18 protein-coding genes and 1 tRNA gene are annotated in these 23164 nt (G+C 66.9%); 7 read left to right on the top strand and 12 right to left on the bottom strand.

Features of this window, described 5'->3' with window-relative positions; genetic code table 11:
• Positions 1-46 precede the first annotated feature (46 nt).
• The gene (locus H3H37_RS21520) at positions 47-1123 is read right to left on the bottom strand and encodes a tyrosine-type recombinase/integrase (RefSeq protein ID WP_182166346.1); all 1077 of its coding nucleotides are present in this window, start codon (positions 1121-1123) and stop codon (positions 47-49) included.
• Positions 1124-1339: 216 nt separating this feature from the next.
• Positions 1340-1424, bottom strand: a tRNA-Leu gene (locus H3H37_RS21515).
• A 200-nt stretch (positions 1425-1624) separates the two neighbouring features.
• Between H3H37_RS21515 and H3H37_RS21510 the strand changes: the two genes are divergently transcribed.
• Positions 1625-2050 carry a hypothetical protein gene (locus tag H3H37_RS21510; RefSeq protein WP_182166344.1) on the top strand — a complete coding sequence of 142 codons (426 nt, stop codon included), beginning with the start codon at positions 1625-1627 and terminating at the stop codon, positions 2048-2050.
• A gap of 13 nt (positions 2051-2063) precedes the next feature.
• Here H3H37_RS21510 and H3H37_RS21505 read toward each other — a convergent pair whose 3' ends face one another.
• The 9 genes from H3H37_RS21505 to hutC form a co-directional block, all read right to left on the bottom strand.
• The gene (locus H3H37_RS21505) at positions 2064-2837 is read right to left on the bottom strand and encodes a substrate-binding periplasmic protein (protein ID WP_182166342.1); all 774 of its coding nucleotides are present in this window, start codon (positions 2835-2837) and stop codon (positions 2064-2066) included.
• Between the two features lie 97 nt (positions 2838-2934).
• On the bottom strand, positions 2935-4659 hold the full coding sequence (locus H3H37_RS21500; RefSeq protein ID WP_182166340.1) for an ArnT family glycosyltransferase: 1725 nt from the start codon (positions 4657-4659) through the stop codon (positions 2935-2937).
• 114 nt (positions 4660-4773) lie between these two features.
• Positions 4774-5043: a type B 50S ribosomal protein L31 gene (locus H3H37_RS21495; RefSeq protein WP_182166338.1), complete on the bottom strand. Its 270-nt coding sequence runs from the start codon at positions 5041-5043 to the stop codon at positions 4774-4776.
• A gap of 182 nt (positions 5044-5225) precedes the next feature.
• Positions 5226-6488: a transcription termination factor Rho gene (gene rho / locus H3H37_RS21490; protein WP_182154088.1), complete on the bottom strand. Its 1263-nt coding sequence runs from the start codon at positions 6486-6488 to the stop codon at positions 5226-5228.
• 138 nt (positions 6489-6626) lie between these two features.
• Positions 6627-6953: a thioredoxin TrxA gene (trxA, locus tag H3H37_RS21485; RefSeq protein WP_182166336.1), complete on the bottom strand. Its 327-nt coding sequence runs from the start codon at positions 6951-6953 to the stop codon at positions 6627-6629.
• A gap of 222 nt (positions 6954-7175) precedes the next feature.
• A complete protein-coding gene (locus H3H37_RS21480) occupies positions 7176-7589 on the bottom strand; it encodes a response regulator (protein WP_182166334.1) in 414 nt (137 codons plus the stop codon).
• Positions 7586-8050 carry a response regulator gene (locus H3H37_RS21475; RefSeq protein WP_229218952.1) on the bottom strand — a complete coding sequence of 155 codons (465 nt, stop codon included), beginning with the start codon at positions 8048-8050 and terminating at the stop codon, positions 7586-7588. The genes H3H37_RS21480 and H3H37_RS21475 overlap by 4 nt, the downstream gene beginning before the upstream one ends.
• A gap of 2 nt (positions 8051-8052) precedes the next feature.
• Positions 8053-12711 carry a PAS domain S-box protein gene (locus H3H37_RS21470; RefSeq protein WP_182166332.1) on the bottom strand — a complete coding sequence of 1553 codons (4659 nt, stop codon included), beginning with the start codon at positions 12709-12711 and terminating at the stop codon, positions 8053-8055.
• A gap of 272 nt (positions 12712-12983) precedes the next feature.
• Positions 12984-13703 carry a histidine utilization transcriptional repressor HutC gene (hutC, locus tag H3H37_RS21465; RefSeq protein ID WP_182166330.1) on the bottom strand — a complete coding sequence of 240 codons (720 nt, stop codon included), beginning with the start codon at positions 13701-13703 and terminating at the stop codon, positions 12984-12986.
• A 163-nt stretch (positions 13704-13866) separates the two neighbouring features.
• On the opposite strand from hutC, the gene ada reads away from it, so the two are divergent.
• Entirely contained in the window at positions 13867-14967 is a 1101-nt protein-coding gene (gene ada / locus H3H37_RS21460) for a bifunctional DNA-binding transcriptional regulator/O6-methylguanine-DNA methyltransferase Ada (protein WP_182166328.1), read from the top strand.
• Between the two features lie 178 nt (positions 14968-15145).
• Positions 15146-15865, top strand: coding sequence for a 2OG-Fe(II) oxygenase (locus tag H3H37_RS21455; protein WP_311197573.1), 720 nt, complete (start codon positions 15146-15148; stop codon positions 15863-15865).
• A gap of 101 nt (positions 15866-15966) precedes the next feature.
• On the opposite strand, the gene msbA is transcribed toward H3H37_RS21455, so the two are convergent.
• On the bottom strand, positions 15967-17799 hold the full coding sequence (gene msbA, locus H3H37_RS21450) for a lipid A export permease/ATP-binding protein MsbA (RefSeq protein ID WP_182166325.1): 1833 nt from the start codon (positions 17797-17799) through the stop codon (positions 15967-15969).
• Between the two features lie 241 nt (positions 17800-18040).
• Between msbA and H3H37_RS21445 the strand changes: the two genes are divergently transcribed.
• From H3H37_RS21445 to hutH, 4 genes are all read left to right on the top strand, one after another.
• Positions 18041-18451 (top strand): type 2 periplasmic-binding domain-containing protein, encoded by a 411-nt coding sequence (locus H3H37_RS21445; protein WP_229218951.1) that lies wholly within the window; start codon positions 18041-18043, stop codon positions 18449-18451.
• A 44-nt stretch (positions 18452-18495) separates the two neighbouring features.
• The gene (locus H3H37_RS21440) at positions 18496-19650 is read left to right on the top strand and encodes a hypothetical protein (RefSeq protein WP_229218950.1); all 1155 of its coding nucleotides are present in this window, start codon (positions 18496-18498) and stop codon (positions 19648-19650) included.
• A 209-nt stretch (positions 19651-19859) separates the two neighbouring features.
• Positions 19860-21572, top strand: coding sequence for a urocanate hydratase (gene hutU / locus H3H37_RS21435; RefSeq protein WP_182166321.1), 1713 nt, complete (start codon positions 19860-19862; stop codon positions 21570-21572).
• Positions 21573-21588: 16 nt separating this feature from the next.
• Positions 21589-23151, top strand: coding sequence for a histidine ammonia-lyase (hutH, locus tag H3H37_RS21430; RefSeq protein WP_182166319.1), 1563 nt, complete (start codon positions 21589-21591; stop codon positions 23149-23151).
• The last annotated feature ends 13 nt before the right edge of the window (positions 23152-23164 follow it).

Genomic DNA, 23164 nt, shown 5'->3' with positions numbered 1-23164 from the left:
TTTGAAGCAGCTCCACTTGGAACTTAAGGAGCTGGGCTATGAGGGGTCATACGACCGTGTGGCAGCGTTTGCCAGGCAGTGGAAGGTGGGTCAATCGGAGTGGGTCAATTCTGCGAGCAAACGAACAGTGTGCGGTCATTTCTTCCTTCGAGTACCCGAGGTTGCGCAAGGCGGCGTTGATGGTGTTCTCGCTCATACAGCGCTCCCCCGTGCGGATGCTGGGGAAAACATACTTGCCGTGGCCGGTCATCGGATGCAGGGCGCGCAAGATGTCAATGGCTTGGGTGGCGAGCGGCACGACGTGATCGCGCTTCATCTTCATTTTGGCGCCAGGAATTCGCCATTCGGCAGCGTCGAAGTCGATCTCGGACCATTCAGCACTACGCAGTTCACCGGGGCGGACAAAGAACAGAGGTGACAATTTGAGCGCCGCAGTAGCGTAAGGATGGCCGTTATAGCCGTGGATCGCCTGCATCAGTTTTGTGGCTTCGCGCGGCTCGGTAATTGCCGCGAAATGGTTTTCTGGGATCGCTGCCAGCGCGCCCCGCAGGTCCGCAGTCACGTCGCGTTCTGCCAGCCCCACCGCCACAGCGTAGCGGAATACCTGGCCGCATAACTGCTTTACACGGTGCGCAGACTCAATCGCGCCCCGCGCCTCTAAGCGCTGGACTGCGTGCAGCACGTCGCGGGGCTTGATGTCGGAGATGGGCATGCTGCCGATCTCTGGGAACACGTTTCTGGTCAGCCAACCGACCACCTTGATCTGGGTCGCTTCGGCGCGCTGCGCTTTGGTTTTTTCCAGCCATTCGTGCGCGATGGTTTCAAAGGTTTGCCTCTCCAGCAGGAGACGTTCTTCCTTGGCGATGCGCTTCGCTGCAGACGGATCGATCCCGTCGGCCAGCAGCTCACGGGCCTCTTGACGCCGTTGCCGCGCTTTTGCCAAACTGACATCCGGATAAATCCCCAGAGCTGCGGTCTTGCGTTTCCCGTTGAAGCGATAGTCAAGGCGCCAGTATTTGCCAGCCGAATTGACAAGCAAGTACATACCTTGCCCATCTGCGTACTTCTCGCTGCTAGATTTGGTTGGTTTGACTTGGCGAACGAAGGTATCGGTTAATGCCATGAATCTCATCCTTATTGCTTGTTCCTCGGAACAATGCGCCATACCAGTCGAAATGACGGTATGTCGTCCGAAGTGATCTGTGATACCGACAGGGATACCGACAAATCAGTGCGTTGGGATGAGATGTGATGAGACGCCACAAGACAACAAAAAACCCGCCCTGCCTAATAGACATGCGGGTTTTGAGTAGTTGCGACATGATTTGATCCAAAGTAATGGTGCCTCGGGCCGGAATCGAACCGGCACGCCTTGCGGCGGCGGATTTTGAGTCCGCTGCGTCTACCAATTTCACCACCGAGGCAACGCGACACGCATTATCACTTATTTGCAACAGCAGGGCAACCCTGCCGGCCGATTATCTCGCGGACCGTCCGCGCGCTGGCCTGCGGGGCAGTCAATTCCGGCTAGGAAAAGCGTCGCCGGCTGCTACCATGAAATATGCGCCGCGCCCGCGCGCGGCATGCCCGGAGGTGTCGGGCGGCATTGTTCGGAGGCGAAATCATGTACGCGAAAACGATGATCGGCGCCCTGGCCTGCGTGCTATTGGCCAGCCCCGCCGTCGCGCAACAACAGGCGCCGGCTGCGGCCGACGACAGCGTCCAGGTCAGGATCAGCAAGAATGTCGCGGCCAGCGCGCCGTACAAACTGGCGCCCCAAGAATTCGGCGCCTATGCCCAGCCATATCTGCTGGAAACGGGGCTGGTGCTGACGTTCGAACAGCACCGGCATCGCTATTTCACCCAGGTGCGCAATGAGGCGAAGGTGGAAATCTTCCCGCTGGCGGCCGGCGTGTTCACCTCCGGGGATGGCACCCTGTTCGTGTTCCGCGATGGGGGCGACACCATCGCCGTCAGTCACCTTGAGCGCATGCCATTTGCGCAGCATGCGCGTATCGAGCCGGGACGGGTCTACATGGCGGCCCGCTGACGGCTGGCCGCGCTCACCGCGCCGTTACTGCGCCGTTGCCGCTCTGCGCCGGTTGCCAGTGGGCGTAGCGCCGTTCTATCTTGCCCAGGGTGCCGTCGCGCCGCAGTTCGGCCAGCGCCGCGTTGAGCCGGTCCACCAGTTGGTCCGGCACGGCCCGGTTGCAGGCCAGGTAGATCTGTACTTGGTGGAAGACGAGCAAGGGGCCGATCACGCCTTTCCAGGCCGGCTGCTCGGGGCCGGGACTGCCGGGGCGCAAGCCGACGGCCCATAAATCGATGCGGTTGAGCAGCAGCTTCTGCGGGTTGGCCAGGTCGTTGGTGGTGGCGTCCACCTGGAAGCCGCGGCTGCGCAGGAATTCATCGCGGGCGTCGCCATTGTAGGTGCCGATGCGCAGCGGGCGCGCGTCCTCCAGCGTGTGCAAGGGAAATTGATGGTCGAGCCGGCCATAGAACACCCAGTCGGCCTGCATGGTCGGGCCCACCCATTTGAACAGCGCTTCCCGTTCCGGCGTGCGCGAGGTGGAATAGACGCAGGTGGCCGGCTGGGTCTGGGCCATGTGGTAGGCCCGCTTCCAGGGCAGCACGTCGAGCCGGTAGGGCGTGCCGGTGCGGGCCATGAGGGCGCGGATCTTGTCCGTTTCCCGTCCCGTCACCTGGCCATGCTCCAGCATGCTGGCCGGTGGCGCGTGTTCCGTCAGCAGGGTCAGTGTGTCGTCGCAACGGGCCGGGCCGGCGAGCAGCAGCGCGGCGGCCAGCCCCGCCGCCGGGCGGAGAAATCGGGTGGGCATGGTGGATTGCTGGTGCGCCGGGCGGGGAACGCCCGGTCTGTGCACCTAGCATAGCAGCAAGGGATGGGTCTTGTCGCGCTGCAAGCCTTGCTTGGCGTCAATCGGCCCGGCGGTACAGGCGGAAACGTTCCTCGCGGTCGGCCGGACGCCGGCCTTCCCACAGCAACTGCCATTGCTTGCCCCGGTGTTGCGGTGCGATTTCCTTGTCGTCGCGCACGCGGATACTGTCTTGCAGCAACAACAGCTGGCAGCGCCCGCCCGCCATGCCCGTGAACGGCAGGTGGGCGTAGTAGGCGAACGAGGCGCGCTGGGCCGGGCCGACATTGGTTTCGATGCAATCGACGCCGGGCGGCAGCTTGTCGGCGATCTGGCGCGCCACGCCGGCGTAGCTCTTGCTGTAATTCATGTCGGGCAGGAACAGCGTCATCAGCAAAATCCAGATCAGGATCAGGCCGCCGGACGACAGCACCACGGCCCGCCACAGCACGGCCGGCTGGCGCGAGATGCGCCAGTGCACGAGGGCGATCCAGCCGCAGCTGGCGGCGGCGGCCACCAGGAAGGCGGCCAGCCCCAGTTCGGGCTTGAAGCCGGGCACCAGCTTGAGCGCGTTCTTGGCGGCCTGGGCCGGCCAGCCGGTCAGCTTGGCGCACCAGAAGATCCAGATGATGGCCGCGCACAGGGTCAGCACCATCACGGAGAACCAGTCGATGGCGTTGATGGCGCCCCGTTTCATGGTCAGCAGGCCGAAGGCGGCCATGATGGACAGGGCCGGCAGCAGCACCAGCAGCTGGCCTTGCTCGGGATTGGGGTGGAACAGGGCCAGGAGCGCGCCCATGGAGACGAAGGTGACGGGCACCACGATGTGCAGCACGTGGCGCTGGCGGCGCCATGCGTACACGGCCCAGCCGGCGAACGGCCAGGCCGGCCAGAAGAACCACAGGCCGACGCGGAAGAAGAATTTGAGCGAGTGCACGGTGGGCAGGGCCAGCTGGACCACGTTCCACGCCATCCAGCCCGGCACGGGGCTGGCGCCGTACGGTTGCAGCCACTGGGCCGGCAGCACCCAGGCGGCGGCGATGGCGGCGGCCACGGCCACGGCCAGCAGCAGGTCGCGCAGGCTGCGTGCGGCCGGCAGCTCCAGGAAACGCGTGCACAGGAACAGGGCCAGCGTGAGGAAGGCCGGCGTCATCCAGCCCCGGTTGAGGGTGAGCAGGCCCAGCGCCAGGCCCGTCATGGCCGCGTTGCGCAGCGACGGCAGCTCCATGTAGCGCACGGCGCGGTACAGCAGCAGCGCCACCAGCGACACTTGCAGCGCCTCGGACGTGGTTTCGTGGCTGTGCAGCAACAGTCCGAGGCAGCCGAGGTAGATCAGCATGGCCGCGTCGGCCAGGGTGCGGCCGAAATCCTTCGGTTCGGGCTGGCCGCCGAAGGCCAGCCGCAGCGGCTGGGCGTCCTGGCGGCGGCCCAGGCTGAAGGTGGCGTACCACAGCGAACCGACGCCCAGCAGGAACACGGCCATGGTGGCCACGCGCGCGCCCAGCACGTCACCGAGCAGCCAGCCGAACAGCTTGATGCCGATGGCGCCCAGCCAGAACGCCAGCGGCCCCTCGTCGGGCATGGACAGGCCGGCGATGTTGGGCCACAGCCAGTCCTGCCAGCCGCCCTGGGCCATGGTCCACATCACGCCGAAACTGGCCGCGTCGTCGTTCTTCCATGGTTCGCGGCCGATCAGGCCGGGCAGGATGTACAGCAAGCCCAGCGCGAACAGGGCCCAGCGTGGCAACGCGAGGGTGGCGGCGGCGGGAAGGCGGACTGGCTTCATCAGTGACGGTGCGAAATAAAAGGTAGACGGGAGTATGCAGGAAAACCGGATCGGCGACGGCGCGCAAAACAAAAAAAGGCAGCCGTAGCTGCCTTTCTTGTGGTCGCGGCGGAATTAACCGGCGGCGACGGAAGTTTTGGAACCGACGGAACCGAACTTCTGACGGAATTTCTCGACGCGGCCAGCGGTGTCGACGATCTTGTGCTTGCCGGTGTAGAACGGGTGCGATTCAGCCGACACCTCGATCTTGACCAGAGGGTATTCTTTACCTTCGTGGGTGATCGTTTCGCGGGTCTGGATGGTCGAACGGGTCACGAACTTGAAGTCGCACGACAGGTCGTGGAACACAACTTCGCGGTAATCTGGATGGATGTCAGCTTTCATTTATTGCCTCGGTATGGTTAGGTAGCCAAACAGCACTTCGTCGGTCCACCTGCTTCTTGACCCGATTGCCGCTCACTTGCCAATGGTTGAATTAATGCAACCGAAGATTATACAGTTGTTCTGGCGGGCGGGCAAGCGGGCAAAAAAATGGGAGGCGCTTGGCCTCCCATGGTCAGGCTGGCTTAGCCGCCCCTTCGCATCATGTCGAAGAATTCGGCGTTGGTCTTGGTCGCCTTCATCTTGTCGAGGATGAACTCCATCGCTTCGATCTCGTCCATCGAGTACAGCAGCTTGCGCAGGATCCAGATCTTCTGCAGCTGGTCCGGCTTGATCAGCAGTTCCTCGCGGCGGGTGCCGGACTTGTTCAGGTTGATGGCCGGGTACACGCGTTTCTCGGCCAGGCGGCGCTCCAGGTGCACCTCCATGTTGCCGGTGCCCTTGAATTCCTCGTAGATCACGTCATCCATGCGCGAACCGGTTTCGATCAGGGCGGTGGCGATGATGGTCAGCGAGCCGCCTTCCTCGATGTTGCGGGCCGCGCCGAAGAAGCGCTTGGGGCGCTGCAGGGCGTTGGCGTCCACACCGCCGGTCAGCACTTTGCCCGAGGCCGGGATCACGGTGTTGTAGGCGCGCGCCAGGCGGGTGATCGAGTCCAGCAGGATCACCACGTCCTTCTTCATTTCCACCAGGCGCTTGGCTTTTTCCAGCACCATTTCGGCCACCTGTACGTGGCGCGTGGCCGGTTCGTCGAAGGTGGAGGCGACCACTTCGCCGCGCACCGAGCGTTGCATCTCCGTCACTTCCTCGGGGCGTTCATCGATCAGCAGCACGATCAGCGTCACGTCCGGGTGGTTGGCCGTGATGGCGTGCGCAATGTGCTGCAGCATCACGGATTTACCCGATTTCGGCGAGGCCACCAGCAGGCCGCGCTGGCCCTTGCCGATCGGCGAGATCAGGTCGACGATGCGGCCGGTGATGTTTTCCTGGCCGTTCATTTCCCGTTCCAGGCGCAGCGGCTCGTTCGGGTGCAGCGGCGTCAGGTTCTCAAACAATATGCGGTGTTTCGACGCTTCCGGCGATTCGCCGTTCACCTTGTCTACCTTGACCAGCGCGAAATAACGTTCGCCATCCTTGGGCGTGCGCACTTCGCCTTCGATCGAATCGCCCGTGTGCAGATTGAAACGGCGGATCTGCGACGGGGAGATGTAGATATCGTCGGTCGAGGCCATGTAGCTGGCGTCGGGCGAGCGCAGGAAGCCGAAGCCGTCGGGCAGCACTTCCAGCGCGCCGTCGCCGAAGATCTGTTCGCCGGACTTGGCGCGCTTTTTCAGGATCGCGAACATCAGTTCCTGTTTGCGCAGCCGGGCCGCGTTGTCGATATCCAGGCCGATCGCCATCTCCAGCAAAGCCGAGACGTGTAAGGCCTTCAATTCAGATAGATGCATAAGTGTTGAGTGTCCCGTGACGGGAAAGTAAAGGGTGGGGGAGGGGATTGCGTGGGGTTAATCACATGGGCGCCGCCATCGGGCGTCCTGCCAGTCGCGGCGGCGTCGCGAACGCGGCGCCGCCGGTGGGCATGATACTTAGATATTGCTGTCGATGAAAGAGGTCAGTTGGCCTTTTGCCATGGCGCCCACTTTCTGGGCTGCCGCCACGCCGTTCTTGAACAGGATCAGGGTGGGGATGCCGCGGATGCCGAACTTGGCCGGCACGGCCTGGTTGGCGTCCACGTCCATCTTGGCGATCACCAGCTTGCCGTCATATTCCTTGGCCACTTCTTCCAGGATCGGGGCGATGCTCTTGCAAGGACCGCACCATTCAGCCCAGAAGTCGACCAGCACGGGGCGGTCCGATTTCAGTACGTCGGTGTCGAAGGAGGCATCGCTGATGTGTTTGATATTTTCGCTCATGTTTTCCTCAGTCAGAGGGTCAAATTGGGATTAGTGGTCGCCTATGGCTCAGCCTTTCCTGACCATCGACGCTGCCGGGACTACAGGGGGCACGTGGTGGCGGTCTGCTGGAATTCAATCTGCGGAAGGGGTGGCAAGAAAGGTCGGCAGGCGGGGATGGCTGAAATAATAACCCATTTTTCAGGAAAGGGGGCGGATTGCCTGAAATAGTTGAATGACCTGTCAAGCCAGCTGGTCCAGGGCCGTGCGCAGCGCCTCCAGCCGCAGCGGTTTGGCCAGCGCGCCCAGCAAATGCAACTGGTGGAAGCGGGCCAGCGCGCTGGCCGCCTGCAACACCGATTCCTGCTGCCCCGACAGCAGGATCAGGCCGCCGCCGTAGCGGCGCGCGGCCAGCGCTTCGAGCAGCTGGAAGCCATCCTGGCCCGGCATGCACAGGTCGGCCACCACCACGGCCGGCTGCGGCGCCGGGCCGTCGAGCGCGGCCGCGCCGGCCGCGCCGTCGCCGGCTTGCAACACGGTGGCCACGCCCAGCTCTTCCAGCATGTCGGCCAGCATGGCGCGCTGGAACGCGTCGTCGTCCACCACCAGCACGCACGGCGCGCTGGCGACGGTGGCCTGGTGCGGCACGGCGTTCATGGCGCCCGCCCCGGTCCGCTGCCGGCGCCGGCACGCCGGGGCCGGGCCGCCGCCTGCGCCAGCAAGCCGGCCAGCCGCTCGCGCGCCAGTGGCTTGGCGCAGGCGCCCAGCAAGGCCAGGCCGTGGGCCTGGGCCAGCCGCTCGGCCGCCTGCAGCACGCCCACGTCGAGCCCGGACAGCAGCACCACGGCGCCGTCGTAACCATGTTCGGCCACCACCCGCAGCAGTTCGATGCCATCCAGCTCCGGCAGGCCCAGGTCGCAGATCAGCAGGTCCGGGGCGTCGGCGCGCAGCAGTTCCAGCGCGCGCAGGCTGCTCGTTTCGCGGCGTACCGCGTGCGGGCCCAGGCTGGCCACCATGTCGGCCAGCAGGTCCAGCGTGAATTCGTCGTCGTCCAGCAGCAGCACCCGCAGCGCGCGTGGCGCGGCGGTCGGGGTGGACGGGGGCAGGGACGGGGTCATGGTCAGCGCTCGTCGGCGAAAGTGGTGTTGGTCATGATCTGTTCCGTCACCTGGTCGAGCAGCGGCCACAGTTGGGCCAGCAGCGCGCGCGCCGTGGCCTCGGCCGTGGCGTCGCCGGCCAGGTGCTCCAGTTGCAGACACAGTTCGGCCATGCCCAGCGCGCCCACGGTGCGGGCCGCGGACTTGATGCGGTGGCCCAGCTCGCGCACCGGCTGCAGCTCGCCGCGCGCCAGCGCCGCCTCCATCTGGCGCAAGCCATCCCCGGTCGTTTGCAGGAACTTGAAGGCGAACTTGCGCACCTTGTGCGGGTCGTAGCCGAGCAGGCGGGCCAGGATGGACAGGTCAATCACGGCCGGGTCGCCGCCTAGCGTGGCGCGGAACGCGGGCGCGCCGCGCGGCGCGGGCGGCAGCGGCGCGCTGCGCTCGGGCAGCCAGCTGGCGATGGTCTGGTACATCAGGTCGGGCTGGATAGGCTTGCTGATGAAGTCGTCCATGCCGGCGTCGATGCAGCGCTCGCGGTCCTCGCTGGTGGCGGTGGCCGTCATGGCCAGCACGCGGGTGTCGGCCAGGCGCGGGTCGGCGCGGATGCGGCGGGTCGCCTCCAGGCCGTCCATCAGCGGCATCTGCACGTCCATCAGCACGCAGTCGAAGGCGGCCTGGCGCAGCAGCTCCAGCGCCTCGGCGCCGTTGTTGGCCAGGCACACGGAGGAACCGACGTCCTCCAGCATTTCGAGCGCGATCTGCTGGTTGAAGCTGTTGTCCTCCACCAGCAGGATGCGGGCGTCCTTGAGCGATTGCATCACGGTGGCGGTGCGGGCCGACGCCACCAGCTCGGCCGCCGCGTCGCTGACCTGGTGGATGATGGCCGGCACGGTGGCGCCCGAGATGCCGAGGCGGGCCGTGAACCAGAACGTGCTACCCTGGCCCGGCGCGCTTTCCACGCCCACTTCACCGCCCATGAGCTGGGCCAGTTGTTTGCAGATGGCCAGCCCCAGTCCCGTGCCGCCATAGGCCCGCGTGGTCGAGGCGTCGGCCTGCTGGAACGACTGGAACAGCTTGTCCATCTCGCCGGCCGACAGGCCGATGCCGTGGTCGCGCACGTCGAAGCGCAGCAGACAGCTGTGGGCGTCGGCGGCCAGCTGCCGCACCCGGATCGCGATTTCGCCCTGCTCGCTGAACTTGATGGCGTTGCTGGTGTAGTTGATCAGGATCTGGCCCAGCCGCAGCGGGTCGCCGCGCAGCACGGGCGGCAGGGCCGGGTCGAGGTCGAAGGCCAGCGTCAGCTCGCGGCTGGCCGCCTTCGGCGCCAGCACCGTGGTCAGGGTCTGGATCACGTGGTCGAGCGCGAAGTCGGTCTGCTCGATGTCGAGCCGGCCCGCCTCAATCTTGGAGATGTCGAGGATGTCGTCGATGATGCCCAGCAGGTGCTCGCCGGCGAAGCGGATCTTTTCCAGGTAGTCGCGCTGGCGCGGGTCCAGCTCCGTCTTCAGGGCCAGGTAGGCCATGCCGATCACGCCGTTCATCGGGGTGCGGATCTCGTGGCTCATGTTGGCCAGGAACTGGCCCTTGGCCTGGCTGGCTTCCTCGGCCAGGCGCTTGGCCTGGTCCAGTTGTTCGGTGCGCTGGGCCACGCGCTCCTCCAGGTGCTCGTTCAGTTCGCGCAGCGCCTGCTCGGCGCGCTTGCTGTCGGTGATGTCGAGCGACATGCAGATCAGGTAGGCCGGCCGGCCATCCTCGTCGAACACGGGTTTCTTCAGCACGCGCAGGTGGCGCTGCTGGTCCAGCACGCGGTGCCAGATGGTTTGTTCGTAGTCGATCAGCACCCCGCCGGCGAACGCTTCGCGGTCGCGCTGGCGGAAGGCGGCCAGTTGCTCGGGCGTGTGCATCACGCTGTCGTCGCCGTCGGGCAGGTCGGTGTAGGCGAAGCCCAGTTGCTGCTCGCAGGCGTGGTTCATCAGCAGGAAGCGGCCGTCCGGATGTTTGATGAACAGGCCGGTGGGCATCATCTGGATAATCTCCTGCAGCCGCTGCTCGCTGCGCCGCAGCGCGTCCTCGGCCGCCTTGCGCTCGCCGATGTCGGTCAGGCTGGCCACCACCAGCGACACCGCGCCCTGCTGGTCGATGACCGGTTCCGCGTTCACCGACAGCCAGCGCACGGCGCCGCCGGGCAGGTGCAAACCCATCACGGCTTCGCGCACGGGCTGGCCGGTGGCCAGCGCCCGTTGCAGCGGATGGCTGTCGGGATCGTAGGCCGTGCCATCGTCGCGCAGCGCGTCCCACAGGCCGGGCGCGCCGTGTTCCAGCATGCGGGCCGCGGCCGCGTTGCTGTCGACCAGGCGGCCGGCCCCGTTCAGCACCACCAGGCCGTTGGTGACGGCGTTGAAGATGGAGGCCTGGCGCTGGCTCGAATCGCGCAGCGCCGCCTCGGCCGCGCGCCGTTCCGTGATGTCGGTCAGCATGGCCAGCGTGCCGCCGTAGCTGCCATCCTCGGCGTAGATGACGGTGGTCGACAGCAAACACCACAGCATGCTGCGGTCGCGCCGGTACAGGCACACGTCGCCCTGCTCCGGCTGGCCCGAGGCGCGCTGGCGCAGGTGCTGCTGCAGGCGCGCGGCGCTGGGCGCGTCCATGAAGTCCGTCATCGGGCGGCCCAGCATGTGCTCGACGTCGTAGCCCAGCATGCGGGCCATGGTGGGGTTGACGAAGTTGGTCTGGTCGCGCGCGTCGCACATCCAGATGCCCTCGGCGGCCGTCTGCACGATCAGCCGGTAGCGTTCCGTGCTCGAATGGAGCGCCTCCTCGGCGCGCTGGCGCTTGGTCATGTCGCGCAGCGCCACCACCGACAAGTCCTGGCCCGACAGGGCGATCGGCGACAGGTGCAGCATGGCGGGGAAGCGGCTGCCGTCGGCGCGGCAGGCCATCAGCACCCGGCCCGGCAACTGCGGCCGCGAGAACAGTTCGCGCACGTGGCCGTTGCTGCGCATGGCCTCGGGCACCAGCTGGTCCATCGAGCGGCCTTGCATGGCGCTGCCGTCGTAGCCGAACACGCGGGCGCAGGCCTGGTTGGCGTAGCGCACCTGCCCGCTACGGTCGGCGATCAGCATGGCGTGCGGGGTCGCTTCGAGGATGGCGCACACGCGCGCGTGTTCGGCCGCCATGTGCTCGCTGATGTCGGCCAGGGTGCCGGCCGCGCGCACGGCGCGGCCGTTGGCGTCGCGTTCGAGTACGGCGCCGCGCGCCTGCAGCCACTTCCAGCTGCCGTCGCGGCAGCGCATCCGGCATTCGCAGATGAAGCGCTGCGGCTGGGGCGCGGCATCGTCCAGGAAAGCGGCGATCGCGGCGCGCACGCGGGCCTGGTCGTCCGGGTGCACGTGGGCCAGCCAGGCGCCCGGCGCGGGCTGGAATTCGCCGGGCTCGTAGCCGAGCAGCGCGCAGTAGCGGGCCGACGGTTCCAGCTTGTCCTCCAGCGGCAGCCAGTTCCACATGCCTTCGCCCGAGCCTTCCAGCGCCAGGGTGGCCAGGCGCTGGGCGCCGCCCAGCCGCTGCTCGCTCTGGCGCAGCGCCGCCTGCAAAGCGCGCACGCGCCACAGGGCGCCCGCCGCCAGCACCAGCAACGCCAGCAGGGCGGCGCCGGCGGCCAGCGCGCCGTAGGGCAGGTCGACGTGGGCCGGCGGCGGCCGGTACAGCAGGCCGTCCGGCACGAAGCCGGCCGGCAGCATGCCTTGGGCCGCGAACAGGGCGGCGATGGCGCGCCAGCGCTGCGGGTTGCTGTAGCCTAGTTCGATCAAGCCTTGTTCCAGCAGCGGGGCGATATGCTGGGCCTCGTACATCAGGTGTTCGCGGCTATGGCGTTCCGGGTAGCGGGCGCGGATCAGGTCGGCCAGCTCGCCCTGGTGCGCCATCGCGTACTGCCAGCCGCGCAGGGTCGCCTCGCGCATGGCGCGCGCGCGGGCCGGGTGCTCGCGCAGCTCGCTCTCGGTGGTGTACAGGTTGTCGCCGTAGAAGTCCATGCCGGCCGCGCGCGGCGACAGCAATTCGTAGCTGGCGTCGCCCCGGCTGAGCAGATAGGGTGCGTCGGTCGAATAGATGGACAGCACGTCGACCCGGTTTTCCAGCAGCACGTCGTCATCGTGCTGGTAGGGCAGCACCGTCATGCGGTCGAGCGGTATTTGTTCGCGGCGCAGGTAGGCCGTCAGTTCCTCGCTGCCGGGGGCCAGCATGATGCGGCTGCCGGCCCATGGCACGCGCTTGCCGCCGGCGTCGCGGCGCACCAGCAGGGCGGCCGCCGAATGCTGGAAGATGGCGGCCAGCACCACCACCGGCTGGCCCCGGGCCCGGTCCAGCAGCAGCGTGCTGTCGCCGGTGCCATATTGGGCACGGCCGTCCACCACTTGCTGCACGGGGTCTTCGCCGGGGCGCGCTTCCTGCAGCGTGACATCGAGTCCGGCCGCGCGGTAATAGCCCTGGGCCTGGGCCGCGTAGTAGCCGGCGAACTGGAACTGGTGTTGCCACTTGAGCTGCACCACCACCTTCTCCGCGCCCCGCGCCGGCAGCGCGGCCGCGAACAACAGCATCCCGGCCATCAGCCAGCGCGGCGGACGGCGCCGGTGCGGTGTGCGGTGGGGCGCTGGACGGTCGTGCGACAAGGGTTTCCCTTTCATGCGGCAAGCGGGCGCGCGCCGGCGCCGGCTTTTATTCCGGTCAACTATAGCATCGAAAATTTGCCCGCAGTGTTAACTTTTGCGATACGGAACGCCCATGCCAGCGCACTGTGCTTTGGCGCAAATTCGCCCGTTGTGACAGGCGTTCTGGTGACAAATGGTGAGAATGTGTGGGCGAAAAAGTGCTAGGCGCGATGGCCTGTTTGGCGGGCGGCGGCGGGGCTGGCCGCGATGAAAGAAAATTTCATATCGCGGCCATTTGTGAAATTTTATTACGCGAAGCTGCCGGCGAACTGGTAGCGGTGGCCCGGATGCCACATGGTCGCCAGCGACGCCACCATGCCGGCCGAGTGGGTTTGCCGTTTCAGCACCAGGCAGGGCTGGCGGGTGTCGATGGCCAGCATTTCCGCGATCTCGCGCGGCGGCGCCAGCGCCTCGATGCTGTAGGTGGCCCCTTGCAGTGGCGCGGCCGCCATCAGGTATTCGTTGGGGGTGAGGTGGCTGAAATCCTGCTCCATGTAGTCCGGCGCGCACAGCGGATTGACCCAGCGGTCCTCGACCTGGATCGGCACACCGTTCTCGAAGTGCACGATCACGGAGTGGAACAGCGGGTGGCCGGGCGGGAGGTCGAACTGCTTGGCCAGCAGCTCGCCGGCCTTGCCCCGTTCCAGCAGGCGCAGGTTGGAGCGGTGCACGTGGCCGCGCGCGCGCACTTCGTCGGCGATGCTCTTGATCTCCAGCAGGGTGGCCTGGTACTTCTGCTGCGCCACGTAGGTGCCGGCGCCCTGGCGGCGGGTGAGCACCTGTTCGGCCGTCAGTTCGCGCACGGCGCGGTTGACGGTCATGCGCGAGACGCCGAACTGGCGCGTGAGCGCCTGCTCGGACGGGATCACGTCGCCTTCCTTCCATGTGCCGGCGGCGATCTGGGCCAGCAGGTAATCCTTGATGCGCTGGAAAATCGGGGTGTTTTCTTGCGGGGCTGACTGGTCCAAACGGCTTCTCCGTAGGCCGGCCTGGGGTGGACGGCTCGTTCGTCATTTTAGCATTTGGACATGCAGGAGGGACAGATCGCGATTCAAAAGCAAGCGCCGGAGTGCGGGGCTGCGCGGCGGCGCCTAACATGGCATCATCCAACATCATCCAACGGAGCAGGCCATGAGCCAGACCCCTTACGCCAGCGACGCACAACGCTGGGAGGCAGTACAACAGCGCGACGCCAACGCCGATGGCGTGTTCTATTATTCGGTGCGCAGCACGGGCGTGTATTGTCGCCCCTCGTGCGGCGCGCGCCCGGCCCTACGCCGCAACGTTGCCTTCCACGACAGCCGCGAGGCGGCCGAACTGGCCGGCTTCCGGCCCTGCTTGCGCTGCAAGCCGGACCAGCCGCCGCTGGCCGAGCGCCAGCGCGCCATGGTGGCCCGGGCCTGCCGCCTGATCGCGGCGGCCGATTCCGAGCCCGACCTCGATACGCTGGCCGCCGCCGTGGGCGTGAGCCGGTTCCACTTCCACCGGCTGTTCAAGGCCCACACGGGCGTCACGCCCAAGGCTTACGCGGCGGCCGAACGGGCGCGCCGCTTGCAGGACGGGCTGGCCGCCGCGCCGTCCGTGACGCAGGCCATCTACGCGGCCGGTTTCAATTCCAGTGGCCGTTTCTACGCCCAGTCGCCCGCCGTGCTGGGCATGACGCCGCGCGCGTTCCGGGCCGGCGGCAGCGGGGCCGCGATCCGTTTCGCGATCGGGGCCTGTTCGCTGGGGGCGATCCTGGTGGCCAGCACGGAACGCGGCATCTGCGCCATCCTGATGGGCGACGACCCGGACGCGCTGGCGCGCGACCTGCAGGACCGCTTCCCCAAGGCCGAGCTGCTGGGCGCCGAGCCCGAATACGAGCAGGTGGTGGCGCGCGTGGTGGCGCTGGTGGAGGCGCCCGGCATCGGCCTGGACTTGCCGCTGGACGTGCGCGGCACCGCGTTCCAGCAGCGCGTGTGGCAGGCGCTGCGCGCGATCCCCGCTGGCAGCACCGTCAGCTACACGGAGCTGGCCGAACGGGTGGGCTTGCCGAACGGGGCGCGCGCTGTGGCTGGCGCGTGCGCGGCCAATGCGCTGGCCGTGGCCGTGCCTTGCCACCGCGTGGTGCGCAATGATGGCGCGCTGTCCGGCTACCGCTGGGGCGTGGAGCGCAAGGCGGCCCTGCTGGAGCGGGAGGGCGCGCAATGCGGGGAGATGGAACAGGAGGAGGCGCTCAGTGAAGAACGGTGAACTTGATTTCGGCGCCGGCCTGCCGCCGCGCCAGCCGCGCAAGACTGCGCCGGGGCTGGCGGTCGCGCCGGCCGGCTTGGCCAGTACAGGCGGTGCGGCGGGTGCGCTCGATGCGGATGGTGCCGCGCAGGCGCTTGCCGCTGAACAGACGGCGCGCCAGGCCGCCGCGCGGCGCGCGATTGGCGCGGCCGTCGGCATCGCCACCCACGTGGCGGGGCTGGACTGGCAAGCCATCGGCGAGGAACTGGACATGAACGGCTACGCCATTGTGCCCGGCATGTTGACGGCCGAGGAATGCGCGGCCATGGCGGCCCAGTACGAGCAGGGCGAGTTGTTCCGCAGCCGCATCGTGATGGCGCAGCATGGCTTTGGCAGTGGCGAGTACCAGTACTTCCGCTATCCGTTGCCGTCCACGGTGGCGGCGCTGCGGCAGGCCCTGTATGGGCCGCTGGCCGCCATCGCCAACCGCTGGCATGGCCTGCTGGGCGTGGAGACGCGCTTCCCGGCTGACCACGCGGAATTCCTGGCGCGCTGCCACGCGGCCGGCCAGCAGCGGCCCACGCCGCTGTTGCTGCGTTACCGTCCCGGCGACTACAACTGCCTGCACCAGGATTTGTACGGCGAGCAGGTGTTCCCGCTGCAGGCGGCCGTGTTGCTGTCGCAACCGGGTGTGGATTTCGACGGTGGCGAGTTCGTGCTGACGGAACAGCGGCCGCGCCAGCAATCGCGGGTGGAAGTGGTGCCGCTGAAGCGCGGCGACATGGTGATCTTCCCCGTGGCCGAGCGTCCGGCCCAGGGCGCGCGCGGCGTGTACCGGGCAGGGATGCGGCATGGCGTGAGCCGGCTGCGCTCAGGCTTGCGCCACACGCTGGGACTGATCTTTCACGACGCCGCCTGAAACGCAAAAAAAACCGGGGTCAGGTCATGCGATGAGGCAATCAAGCAAGCTGCTTGATTGCCTCATCGCATGACCTGACCCCGGTTTTCGGTTTTGGGCGGTTATGACGCCGTCTGCACGCTTTTCTGGGTCTGGTACAGCCGCGCATACAGCCCGCCCTGGGCCAGCAGCGCCTCGTGGCTGCCCATTTCCGCGATGCGGCCGGCGTCCATCACGACGATGCGGTCGGCGTTCTCGATGGTCGACAGCCGGTGCGCGATGACGACCGTGGTGCGGCCCCGCATCAGCACGTCCAGCGCGGCTTGCACCAGACGTTCCGATTCCGTGTCCAGCGCGCTGGTCGCTTCGTCCAGGATCAGGATGGGCGCGTCCTTGTACAGCGCGCGGGCGATGGCGAGGCGCTGGCGCTGGCCGCCCGACAACCGCAAGCCGTTCTCGCCCACCGACGTCTGGTAGCCCTGCGGCTGGCGCATGATGAACTCGTGCGCGTGCGCCGCGCGCGCGGCCGCTTCGATGCGCTCGCGCGAGGGCGACGGATCGCCATAGGCGATGTTGGCCGCCAGCGAGTCGTTGAACAGCACCACGTCCTGGCTCACCAGCGCGATCTGCTGGCGCAGCGCGTCGAGGCGGTAGTCGCGCAAGTCCACGCCGTCGAGCGTGATGCGGCCGCCGCTCACATCGTAGAAGCGCGGCAGCAGGCCGGCCAGCGTGGTCTTGCCGCTGCCCGAACTGCCTACCAGGGCCACTGTCTCGCCGGCGGCGATGTCGAGCGACACGCCATCGAGCGCGGGACGCGCTTCGGCGTCGTCCGGGCGGTAGTGGAAGCTGACCTGTTCCAGCGCCAGCCGGCCGGCCGCCCGTTCGATGGCGCGCTCGCCGCGATCGGGTTCGGACGCCGTGTCGATCAGGCTGAAGACGGATTCGGCGGCGGCCAGGCCGCGCTGCATCGGTTCGTTGATCTTGGTGAGGTTCTTGATCGGCGACTGCATGGCCATCAGCGATCCCATGAAGGCGACGAAGGCGCCCGGCGACAGTGCGCCGGCCTGCGCCCGCAGCAGCGCGAAGTAGATCACGGACGACAAGGTGATCCCCACCAGCAGCATGATGGCGGCCGAGTTCATGGCGGCGGTGGACGCGTGCTTGACGGCCAGCTGGCGATTGAGCTTGACCACGCGGTCGAAGCGGCGCTGTTCATACTGCTGGCCGCCGAAGATCTTCACCACGCGCTGGCCACTGATGCTCTCGTCGAGTACATTGGTCAGTTCGCCCATCGCGTGCTGGGCGCTCTGGCTCAGGTGGCGCATGCGGCGTCCGGCGAAGGTGACGATCAGCGCCACCAGCGGCAGCAGGCCGAGGCAGAACACGGCCAGTTGCCAGTCGATGCTGAACAGTGAAATCAGGTAGCCGACCGTGGCCACCGAATCGCGCACGGCCACGTTGATCACGTTCAGGCCGGCCTGCGCCACCTGGGCGGCGTCGAACGCCACGCGCGACAGCGTGGTGCCGGTGGAGGTGCCGTCGAAATAGCGGTTGGGCAGGCGCAGGATGCGGGCGAACATGGTTTCGCGCAGATTGGCCTGCACCCGGCTCGACAGCCAGGCGGCGCCGTATTCGCCGGCGAAGCTGGCCAGCATGCGCACCACGGCCAGGCTGACGATGATGGCGGGGATGGTCCACAGCGCCGCGCGCGTGGGGTCGTGCGGCAGCAGCACCCCCAGCAGTTCCTGCATGGCGCCCAGCAGGCCGGTGGCCGGGCCGGCGCTGCGCGTCAGGCTGCTGGCCGGGGCCAGCGCGTCCACCACGTTCTGCAACTGGCGGATCAGCAGCACGTCGGTGGCCGAGGCCACGCCCACGGCCGTCAACGTGGCGACGGCGATCCAGGCGTAGGGACGGAACTGGCGCAGCAGGCGCAGGTAGAGGAGTCGGCTGTTCACTATGGTGTGCGGTGGTCGGCGAAGGCGACATTGTACCCGTATCGGCGGCCCCGGCTGGCGCCACGCGGGCCGCAGGCGCTGTTGCGTTGGCGAAACACCTTGCAGTTCAAAAGTCAATTCTCACCAAAAACCACTCGCTTGATGAAACAGGATGAAGTTAGACTGAATTCGTCCCGGCATGCAGGCACAACACGCCGCGGGCTGTACTTTGCAGGCTGTTGCCACGACAACAGGAGGCTAGATGAAAGCACAGACACAGTGGGCGGCCGCGGCGCTGCTGCTGGCGGCCATGGCGGCGCCGGCGCGGGCGGAGCTGGTCATCATCGTCAACCCGCAAAACCCTGCCACCCGTATGTTCCCCTCGCAGGCGGCCCAGTTCTTCCTGGGCGGGTCGGTGTTGTTCACCCCCGTCGAGCAGGCCGAAGGCTCGCCGATCCGGGCCGAATTCACCAAGAAAGTGCTGGAGAAGACGCCGGCCCAGGTGGAAGCCATCTGGTCCAAGATCGTGTTCACGGCCAAGGGCAAGCCGCCCAAGGAATACAAATCCAGCGCCGAAGTGAAGAAGGCGGTGGCCGAGAACGTGAACGCCATCGGCTACATCGAAAAAGCGGCCGTCGATGATACCGTGAAGGTCATCGCCACCGTACCTTGAACGCCCTGTCCTGAACTGGAGATAGCTCGATGAAAAAAAATATCATGGCTTGGGCGATAGCGTTGCTGGCATCCGGCAGCGCCGCCGCCATCGACCTCAGCGACGATGGTTCGCTGAAACTGACCGGCTTTTACAACCTGACCGGTGCCAAGGTGCTGAGCGGCTCGGCCCAGGGCAGCAGCGCGCCGTGGACCTACCAGCAGTGGAAGTGCCCGTGCACGGTGCAGGGCTGGGAATACGCGTCCGTCTACGAGAAAAGCGAAGGCTGGCAGTTCGACCGCGAATCGCTGGTGGGCTTCCAGCTGAAGAAGGAATTCTCGCCCACGCTGTCGGCCACGGCCCAAATGCTGGTGCGGGCCAACAATCCCAACCGCGGCTCGCGCCCCACGCTGGACTGGGCTTATGTGACGTGGCAGCCGTCGGCCGATTCCGCGTGGACGCTGCAGGCCGGCCAGTTCCGCATCCCGCTCTACTACTACAGCGACTACCTGTACATCGGCTACGCCTACCCGTGGGTGCGGCCGGCGCCGGACGTGTATGGCTGGCCGATCTACTCCTACCAGGGCGCCAACGTCACCTACCGCACGCAGCTGGGTGCCAGCGACTGGGCCGGCACCTTCCACGTGTGGGGCGGCGGCTACACCCAGCACAACGACGCCTACGACACGCTGATTTACTACACCACGCCCACCCACGAATCGTGGAAGGACATGATAGGCGGCTACGTGTCGGCCAACAACGGCGTGTTCGACGTGCGCGCCATGCTGATGCACTACAAGGACACCACCTGGCAGGACGCGCCCGGCGGCGGCCGCACCACGCTGGTCGATGCGCAGGGCACGCGCATCATGGGCATCTCGGCCAACATGGACTACAAGGACTGGCTGGTCAAGTCGGAGCTGGACCGCTACGAGCAGGTGGACGACGCCAAGGGCATCAACAACGTCTACAAATACGCGCTGATCGGGGTCGGCTACCAGTACGGCGAGTGGACGCCCATGTACACCTTCTCGCGCTACACGACGGTGACCGAACCGATCGAGGCGCGCAACACCCAGTACCTGTCGCTGCGCTGGGACTTCCGCAAGAACATGGCGTTCAAGGTCCAGTACGACGTCAGCAAGGACAAGTCGCATTATTCGTATCCGTTCTTCGGCGACTCCAAGCTGCTGTCCGTTTCCTTGCAGGGCCTGTTCTAACCCACCGCCACCTCACCAGACGCCGCACGTTCCCTCCGGGGCGTGCGGCGTTTTGCATTTTGGGGCGGCCCTGCGCGGGCCAGCGCAGGGCCAAAAATTCGCTTGAATTTGGTTGACTTAGTTGTATAGACAACTTATCCTTCAAGGATGCAGCAGGCTGCGCGTGCCGTATCGCGTCCGGCCGCCCCCCATCAACTTGAGGAGACACCATGACCACCCCGACCACCGCCCTGGACAACGATCCCCGCTACGACGCCAGCCGTGACATCCGCGCCCCGCGCGGCCCCGAGCGCACCTGCAAGAGCTGGGGCGCCGAGGCGGCCTACCGCATGATCCAGAACAACCTGGACAAGGAGGTGGCGGAGAATCCCAAGCACCTGGTGGTATACGGCGGCATCGGCCGCGCGGCCCGCAACTGGGCCTGCTACGACCAGATCCTGGCCTCGCTGCGCGAACTGGAGGACAACCAGACCCTGCTGATCCAGTCCGGCAAGCCGGTCGGCGTGTTCCAGACCCACGAGGACGCGCCGCGCGTGCTGATCGCCAATTCCAACCTGGTGCCCAAATGGGCCAACTGGGAACACTTCAATGAACTGGACCGCAAGGGCTTGTTCATGTACGGCCAGATGACGGCCGGCAGCTGGATCTACATCGGCACCCAGGGCATCGTGCAGGGCACCTACGAGACGTTCGCGGAGGCGGGCCGCCAGCACTTCGGCGGCGACATGAAGGGCCGCTGGATCCTGACGGCGGGCCTGGGCGGCATGGGTGGCGCGCAGCCGCTGGCCGCCACCATGGCCGGCGCCGTGTCGCTGAACGTGGAGTGCCAGCAGAGCAGCATCGACTTCCGCCTGCGCACCCGCTATCTGGACAAGCAGGCCGCCACCATCGACGAGGCGCTGGAGCTGGTCAAGCACCACACGGCGCGCGGCGACGCGATCTCGATCGGCCTGCTGGGCAACGCGGCCGAAGTGCTGCCGGAACTGGTGCGCCGCGCCAAGGACGGCGGCCTGATTCCCGACCTGGTGACGGACCAGACCTCCGCCCACGACCTGATCAACGGCTACCTGCCGCGCGGCTGGAGCGTGGCCGACTGGAAGAGCGCGCAGCAGGACCCGGAGCGCCACGCGCGCCTGAAGGCCGCCGCCGCCGATTCGTGCGCCGCCCATGTGCAGGCCATGCTTGAATTCCAGACGCTGGGTGCGAAAGTGGTCGACTACGGCAACAACATCCGCCAGGTGGCGTTCGACCAGGGCGTGCAGAACGCGTTCGACTTGCCCGGCTTCGTGCCGGCCTACATCCGGCCACAGTTCTGCGAAGGCCGTGGGCCGTTCCGCTGGGTGGCGCTGTCGGGCGACCCGGAGGATATCTACAAGACGGACGCCAAGATCAAGGAGCTGTTCCCGCACCACGCGCAGGTGCACCGCTGGCTGGACATGGCGCGCGAGCGCATCGCCTTCCAGGGCCTGCCGGCGCGCATCTGCTGGCTGGGCCTGGGCGAGCGCCACATCGCCGGCCTGGCCTTCAACGAGATGGTGCGCAACGGCGAACTGAAGGCGCCCATCGTGATCGGCCGCGACCACCTGGACACGGGTTCCGTGGCCAGCCCGAACCGCGAAACGGAGAGCATGAAGGACGGCACGGACGCCGTGTCGGACTGGCCGCTGCTGAACGCGCTGCTCAACACGGCCGGCGGCGCCACCTGGGTTTCGCTGCACCACGGCGGCGGCGTGGGCATGGGATACTCGCAGCATTCTGGCGTGGTGATCGTGGCCGACGGCACGGACGCCGCCGCGCGCCGCCTGGGCCGGGTGCTGGTCAACGATTGCGGCTCGGGCGTGATGCGCCATGCCGATGCGGGTTACGAGACGGCCATCGCCTGCGCCAAGCGCAACGGCCTCAATCTGCCCATGATCAAATAATTCAGGAAGCACTACGATGAAACAAGCACAGAAAAACGCATGGACCCTCAAGCCGGGCAAGATCACCTTGTCTGAACTGCGGACCGTATGGAACGAGGCGGGCCGGTTGACGCTGGCCGCCGAAGCCTATCCCGTGATCGAAGCGTCGGCCGCCGCCGTGCAGGCCATCGTCGCCAAGGGTGACGCGGCCTACGGCATCAACACCGGCTTCGGCCTGCTGGCCAAGACCCGCATCCCGGACGAGAAGCTGGAGCAGTTGCAGCGTAACCTGATCCTGTCGCACTCCGTGGGCACGGGCGAGCTGCTGTCGGACGGCGTGGTGCGGCTGGTGATGCTGATGAAGATCGGCAGCCTGGCGCGTGGCTATTCGGGCGTGCGCCCGCTGATCGTGGACACGCTGATCGCGCTGTACAACGCCGGCATCATGCCCGCCATCCCGGCTAAGGGCTCGGTGGGTGCATCGGGCGACCTCGCACCGCTGTCGCACATGACGCTGGCCATGCTGGGCGTGGGCGAGGTGCGCGTGAACGGTGAGCGGATGCAGGCGGCCGACGCGCTCAAGGCCGCCGGCATCGCGCCGGTGGTGCTGGCCGCCAAGGAAGGCCTGGCGCTGATCAACGGCACGCAAGTATCGAACGCGCTGGCGTTGCACGGCCTGTTCATGGCCGAACGGTTGCTGGAAGCGGCCATGGTCACCGGCTCGCTGTCGCTGGACGCGGCCAAGGGCAGCGATGCGCCGTTCGACGCGCGTGTGCACGAGGTGCGCGGGCAGCCGGGCCAGATCGCCGCCGCCGCCATCTACCGCCAGCTGGTGACGGGCAGCGCGATCCGCGCCTCGCACCTGGTGGGCGACGAGCGCGTGCAGGACCCGTACTGCCTGCGCTGCCAGCCGCAAGTGATGGGCGCCTGCATGGACCTGATCGCCAACGCCGCGCGCACGCTGCTGATCGAAGCCAATGCCGTCACCGACAATCCACTGATTTTCCAGGACGCTGCCGGCGGCCTGCCCAACATCGTCTCGGGCGGTAACTTCCACGCTGAGCCAGTGGCCTTCGCGGCCGACACGCTGGCGCTGGCCATCGCGGAAATCGGCAGCATCTCCGAGCGCCGCATCTCGCTGCTGATTGACGCCACCCTGTCCGGCCTGCCGCCGTTCCTGGTGCGCGACCCCGGCGTCAACTCCGGCTTCATGATCGCCCATGTGACGGCGGCCGCGCTGGCGTCCGAGAACAAGTCGCTGGCCCATCCTGCCAGCGTGGACACCATTCCCACCTCGGCCAACCAGGAAGACCACGTGAGCATGGCCACCTTCGGCGCGCGCCGCCTGGACGACATGGCCAACAACACGGCCGTCATCGTCGGCATCGAACTGCTGGCCGCCGCACAGGGCATCGACTTCCACCGTCCGCTCAAGACGTCGCCGCAGCTGGAGCACGTGCACGCGCAGTTGCGCCAGCAGGTGCCGTTCTTCGACGCCGACCGCTTCTTCGCGCCAGATATCGAAGCGGCCAAGCGCATGGTGTTGAAGGGCGAATTGAGTGCCAAGTGCAAGAGCCTGTTCGCGCCGCTGCATCCCTGACGCGGGAGAGATG

It is taken from the genome of Rugamonas brunnea (genome assembly GCF_014042345.1).
Taxonomy (GTDB): domain Bacteria; phylum Pseudomonadota; class Gammaproteobacteria; order Burkholderiales; family Burkholderiaceae_D; genus Rugamonas; species Rugamonas brunnea.
The sequence above is the reverse complement of the archived record's forward strand: the minus strand, read 5'-3'. Positions and strand labels throughout refer to the sequence as shown.

What these genes read in the sequence shown, in the direction of transcription:
- H3H37_RS21520 (WP_182166346.1), bottom strand. Translation starts at nt 1,123, where the DNA reads ATGGCATTAACCGATACCTTCGTTCGCCAAGTCAAACCAACCAAATCT.
- H3H37_RS21510 (WP_182166344.1), top strand. Translation starts at nt 1,625, where the DNA reads ATGTACGCGAAAACGATGATCGGCGCCCTGGCCTGCGTGCTATTGGCC.
- H3H37_RS21505 (WP_182166342.1), bottom strand. Translation starts at nt 2,837, where the DNA reads ATGCCCACCCGATTTCTCCGCCCGGCGGCGGGGCTGGCCGCCGCGCTG.
- H3H37_RS21500 (WP_182166340.1), bottom strand. Translation starts at nt 4,659, where the DNA reads ATGAAGCCAGTCCGCCTTCCCGCCGCCGCCACCCTCGCGTTGCCACGC.
- H3H37_RS21495 (WP_182166338.1), bottom strand. Translation starts at nt 5,043, where the DNA reads ATGAAAGCTGACATCCATCCAGATTACCGCGAAGTTGTGTTCCACGAC.
- rho (WP_182154088.1), bottom strand. Translation starts at nt 6,488, where the DNA reads ATGCATCTATCTGAATTGAAGGCCTTACACGTCTCGGCTTTGCTGGAG.
- trxA (WP_182166336.1), bottom strand. Translation starts at nt 6,953, where the DNA reads ATGAGCGAAAATATCAAACACATCAGCGATGCCTCCTTCGACACCGAC.
- H3H37_RS21480 (WP_182166334.1), bottom strand. Translation starts at nt 7,589, where the DNA reads ATGAACGCCGTGCCGCACCAGGCCACCGTCGCCAGCGCGCCGTGCGTG.
- H3H37_RS21475 (WP_229218952.1), bottom strand. Translation starts at nt 8,050, where the DNA reads ATGACCCCGTCCCTGCCCCCGTCCACCCCGACCGCCGCGCCACGCGCG.
- H3H37_RS21470 (WP_182166332.1), bottom strand. Translation starts at nt 12,711, where the DNA reads ATGAAAGGGAAACCCTTGTCGCACGACCGTCCAGCGCCCCACCGCACA.
- ada (WP_182166328.1), top strand. Translation starts at nt 13,867, where the DNA reads ATGAGCCAGACCCCTTACGCCAGCGACGCACAACGCTGGGAGGCAGTA.
- H3H37_RS21445 (WP_229218951.1), top strand. Translation starts at nt 18,041, where the DNA reads ATGAAAGCACAGACACAGTGGGCGGCCGCGGCGCTGCTGCTGGCGGCC.
- H3H37_RS21440 (WP_229218950.1), top strand. Translation starts at nt 18,496, where the DNA reads ATGGCTTGGGCGATAGCGTTGCTGGCATCCGGCAGCGCCGCCGCCATC.
- hutU (WP_182166321.1), top strand. Translation starts at nt 19,860, where the DNA reads ATGACCACCCCGACCACCGCCCTGGACAACGATCCCCGCTACGACGCC.
- hutH (WP_182166319.1), top strand. Translation starts at nt 21,589, where the DNA reads ATGAAACAAGCACAGAAAAACGCATGGACCCTCAAGCCGGGCAAGATC.